The sequence below is a fragment of the Fischerella major NIES-592 genome, from assembly GCF_001904645.1.
Classification (GTDB): Bacteria; Cyanobacteriota; Cyanobacteriia; order Cyanobacteriales; family Nostocaceae; genus Fischerella; species Fischerella thermalis.
In genome coordinates this window covers 1-4955 of record NZ_MRCA01000032.1, presented here as the reverse complement: position 1 = coordinate 4955, position 4955 = coordinate 1, and the positions used below count along the sequence as shown (strand labels likewise).

3 rRNA genes are annotated in these 4955 nt (G+C 51.8%); all 3 read right to left on the bottom strand.

What is annotated here, in order from left to right:
• Positions 1–117, bottom strand: a 5S ribosomal RNA gene (rrf, locus tag NIES592_RS24000); the annotation flags it as partial.
• A gap of 127 nt (positions 118–244) precedes the next feature.
• Positions 245–3070 (bottom strand): 23S ribosomal RNA (locus NIES592_RS23995).
• A gap of 376 nt (positions 3071–3446) precedes the next feature.
• Positions 3447–4954, bottom strand: a 16S ribosomal RNA gene (locus NIES592_RS23985).
• Position 4955 lies beyond the last annotated feature (1 nt).

Genomic DNA, 4955 nt, shown 5'->3' with positions numbered 1-4955 from the left:
CCTGGCATCGAGCTATTTTTGCAGGAGGTGTCCCTCCAACTATCGTCGCCGCAGCAGCGTTTCACAACTGAGTTCGGGAAGGGTTCAGAGTGGTTCCACAGCGCCATAGACACCAGGAAAGGCTAATGGGTAATTGGTAATTGGTAATTGGTAATTGGTAATTGGTAAGATGGGTTAGAGGTATTACCAATGAACAAAACCCTGAAGACTGCATAGAATGTTGAAGCGAAACAATGTTAAAGATGAGGTCAAGCCCTCGGTCTGTTAGTACTCCTCAGCTTCATATGTTGCCACACTTCCACTTAGAGCCTATGAACAGGTGTTCTACCTGTGACCTTACCAGCTTGATGCTGTGAGAGTACTCATCTTGAGGTGGGCTTCCCACTTAGATGCTTTCAGCGGTTATCCGCTCCGCACATGGCTACCCAGCGTCTACTGTTGGCACAATAACTGGTACACCAGCGGTGCGTCCTTCCCGGTCCTCTCGTACTAAGGAAGGCTCCTCTCAATACTCTTACGCCTGCACCGGATATGGACCGAACTGTCTCACGACGTTCTGAACCCAGCTCACGTACCGCTTTAATGGGCGAACAGCCCAACCCTTGGGACGTACTTCCGCCCCAGGTTGCGATGAGCCGACATCGAGGTGCCAAACCTCCCCGTCGATGTGGACTCTTGGGGGAGATCAGCCTGTTATCCCTAGAGTAACTTTTATCCGTTGAGCGACGGCCATTCCACTCTGCGCCGTCGGATCACTAAGGCCTAGTTTCCTACCTGCTCCACTTGTTGGTGTTGCAGTCAAGCTCCCTTTATGCCTTTACACTCGTCGCACGGTTTCCAAGCGTGCTGAGGGAACCTTTGCGCGCCTCCGTTATCCTTTAGGAGGCGACCGCCCCAGTCAAACTGCCCGCCTGAAACTGTCTCCCGACCGGATGACGGTCGCGGGTTAGAATCCTAGCTGAACTAGAGTGGTATCTCACCGTTGGCTCCGCATCCCCCACAAGGAATGCCTCCACGCCTCCCACCTATCCTGCGCAAGCTCAGCCCGGACACCATTCCAGGTTACAGTAAAGCTTCATAGGGTCTTTCTGTCCAGGTGCAGGTAGTCCGTATCTTCACAGACAATCCTATTTCGCCGAGTCTCTCTCCGAGACACCATCCAGATCGTTACGCCTTTCGTGCGGGTCGGAACTTACCCGACAAGGAATTTCGCTACCTTAGGACCGTTATAGTTACGGCCGCCGTTCACCGGGGCTTCGGTCGTCAGCTTTAGGGTTGCCCCCTGACCAACTTCCTTAACCTTCCGGCACTGGGCAGGCGTCAGCCCCCATACATGCTCTTACGAGTTTGCGGAGACCTGTGTTTTTGGTAAACAGTCGCCTGGATCTCTTCACTGCGACCCACCTGTTGAGGTGGGCACCCCTTCTTCCGAAGTTACGGGGCCATTTTGCCGAGTTCCTTAGAGAGAGTTATCTCGCGCCCCTTGGTATTCTCAACCTCCCCACCTGTGTCGGTTTCGGGTACGGGTAAAGTATGCTCAACACATTACTAGCTTTTCTTGGCACTCATTTCGACTACCCGGAGTTCGTAAACTCCTCCCAATCCAGTCAGGGTGTAGTCCCCATTCATGCGTCCCTAGTAATGCTCCCATACTTTAGTCAGGGATTGTTGACCCTGTGTCCATCGACTACGCCGTTCGACCTCGCCTTAGGTCCCGACTAACCCAGAGTGGACGAACCTGGCTCTGGAACCCTTGGGGTTTCGGGGCATTGGATTCTCACCAATGTTTGCGCTACTCAAGCCGACATTCTCACTTCTATACAGTCCACACCTGCTTGCCGCTAGTGCTTCTTCCCATATAGAACGCTCCCCTACCGATTACAATGTAATCCCACAGCTTCGGTACATCGCTTAGTCCCATTCATTTTCGGCGCAGGAGCGCTTGACCAGTGAGCTATTACGCACTCTTTCAAGGGTGGCTGCTTCTAGGCAAACCTCCTGGTTGTCTATGCACTCCCACCTCCTTTGCCACTTAGCGATGATTTCGGGACCTTAGCTGGTGGTCTGGGCTGTTTCCCTCTTGACGATGAAGCTTATCCCCCACCGTCTCACTGGCTGTGTCTTCTTCGGGTATTCAGAGTTTATCTCGATTTGGTACCGCTCTCGCAGCCCGCACCGAAATAGTGCTTTACCCCCCGAGTTAATCACAACCGCTGCGCCTCAACACATTTCGGGGAGAACCAGCTAGCTCCTGGTTCGATTGGCATTTCACCCCTAACCACAACTCATCCGCCGATTTTTCAACATCGGTCGGTGCGGACCTCCACTTGGTGTTACCCAAGCTTCATCCTGGTCATGGTTAGATCACCAGGGTTCGGGTCTATAAACACTGATTTGCGCCCTCTTCAGACTCGCTTTCGCTTTGGCTTCGTGCTATCCACTTAACCTACCAGTGCTTATAACTCGCCGGCTCATTCTTCAACAGGCACGCGGTCAGACGTTTAATCGTCCTCCCACTGCTTGTGGGCTTGCGGTTTCATGTTCTTTTTCACTCCCCTTGTTGGGGTTCTTTTCACCTTTCCCTCGCGGTACTGTTTCGCTATCGGTCACACAGGAGTATTTAGCCTTATCTCGTGGTCGAGACTGATTCACATGGGATTTCACGTGCCCCATGCTACTCGGGATTCAGCTGCTATCTTCAAGTTTTCGACTACAAGACTTTCACTTTCTCTGGTGCATCTTTTCAATGCTTCGTCTAACTCTACGATTCGCATCATGCTGTCCCACTACCCCAACAAGCAAGCTTGTTGGTTTAGGCTCTTCCCCGTTCGCTCACCACTACTTGGAGAATCTCGTTTGATTTCTTTTCCTCGGGCTACTAAGATGTTTCAGTTCGCCCGGTTCGCTCTTACCTATCTATATATTCAATAGGCAGTTTTTTGGGTTCCCCCATTCGGACATCTCCGGCTCAATGCTTGCTTCCAACTCCCCGGAGCTTTTCGTTGGTAACCACGTCCTTCTTCGCCTCTGTGTGCCTAGGTATCCTCCGCAAGCCCTTATTAGCTTGACCACTTTTCATTGGTGTCTGGATTTGCTTGATTGTTGAGCAATTTTACTTCGTTGTTAGCTTTTCTCTTACAACTACTCTCACTCAACTCTCAACTACTACCTTTTCGCTTCTCTATGCAGTTTTCAAGGTTCTGGCTGGCTCTTTCCCCAGCAGTCCTAACAACTAAGTTTTCGGTTGCTGAGTTAGCTTTTCTACTTTGTTTGCTTTCTCTGTCTCACCGAACCATTTCATAGTTTGAAAGCCATGTCTCAATCCTGCGAACGACCTGGGATGACTCAATTTTAGATTTTTGATTGCTGATTGCTGATTTTGGATTGATTGTTTTTCAAATCTCAAATCCAAAATCTCAAATCTAAAATTGGTTGGGTCTCCCTAAAAAGGAGGTGATCCAGCCACACCTTCCGGTACGGCTACCTTGTTACGACTTCACCCCAGTCACCAGTCCTACCTTCGGCGTCCCCCTCCGCGAACGGTTAGGGTAACGACTTCGGGCGTGACCAGCTTCCATGGTGTGACGGGCGGTGTGTACAAGGCCCGGGAACGAATTCACTGCAGTATGCTGACCTGCAATTACTAGCGATTCCGACTTCACGCAGGCGAGTTGCAGCCTGCGATCTGAACTGAGCCCGAGTTTCTGAGATTTGCTTGTATTCGCATACTTGCTGCCCTTTGTCTCGAGCATTGTAGTACGTGTGTAGCCCAGGACGTAAGGGGCATGCTGACTTGACGTCATCCCCACCTTCCTCCGGTTTGTCACCGGCAGTCTCCCTAGAGTGCCCACCCGAAGTGCTGGCAACTAAGAACGAGGGTTGCGCTCGTTGCGGGACTTAACCCAACATCTCACGACACGAGCTGACGACAGCCATGCACCACCTGTGTTCTGGCTCCCGAAGGCACCTTCAGCTTTCACCGAAGTTCCAGACATGTCAAGCCCTGGTAAGGTTCTTCGCGTTGCATCGAATTAAACCACATACTCCACCGCTTGTGCGGGCCCCCGTCAATTCCTTTGAGTTTCACACTTGCGTGCGTACTCCCCAGGCGGGATACTTAACGCGTTAGCTACGGCACTGAGAGGGTCGATACTCTCAACGCCTAGTATCCATCGTTTACGGCTAGGACTACTGGGGTATCTAATCCCATTCGCTCCCCTAGCTTTCGTCCCTCAGTGTCAGTTGCGGCCTAGCAGAGCGCTTTCGCCACCGGTGTTCTTCCTGATCTCTACGCATTTCACCGCTACACCAGGAATTCCCTCTGCCCCGAACGCACTCTAGTCGTGTAGTTTCTACTGCCTTTATCATGTTAAGCATGATGCTTTGACAATAGACACACACCACCACCTGCGGACGCTTTACGCCCAATCATTCCGGATAACGCTTGCATCCTCCGTATTACCGCGGCTGCTGGCACGGAGTTAGCCGATGCTGATTCCTCAAGTACCGTCAGAACTTCTTCCTTGAGAAAAGAGGTTTACAACCCAAGAGCCTTCCTCCCTCACGCGGTATTGCTCCGTCAGGCTTTCGCCCATTGCGGAAAATTCCCCACTGCTGCCTCCCGTAGGAGTCTGGACCGTGTCTCAGTTCCAGTGTGGCTGATCATCCTCTCAGACCAGCTACTGATCGTCGCCTTGGTAGTCCCTTACACCACCAACTAGCTAATCAGACGCGAGCTCTTCTTCAGGCAGCAAGCCTTTCACCTCTCGGCACATCCGGTATTAGCATCGGTTTCCCAATGTTGTCCCGAACCTGAAGCTAGATTCTCACGCGTTACTCACCCGTCCGCCACTATGTAGAGACCTAGCATTGCTACGTCTCTACATCGTTCGACTTGCATGTGTTAAGCATACCGCCAGCGTTCATCCTGAGCCAGGATCAAACTCTCCGTTTTG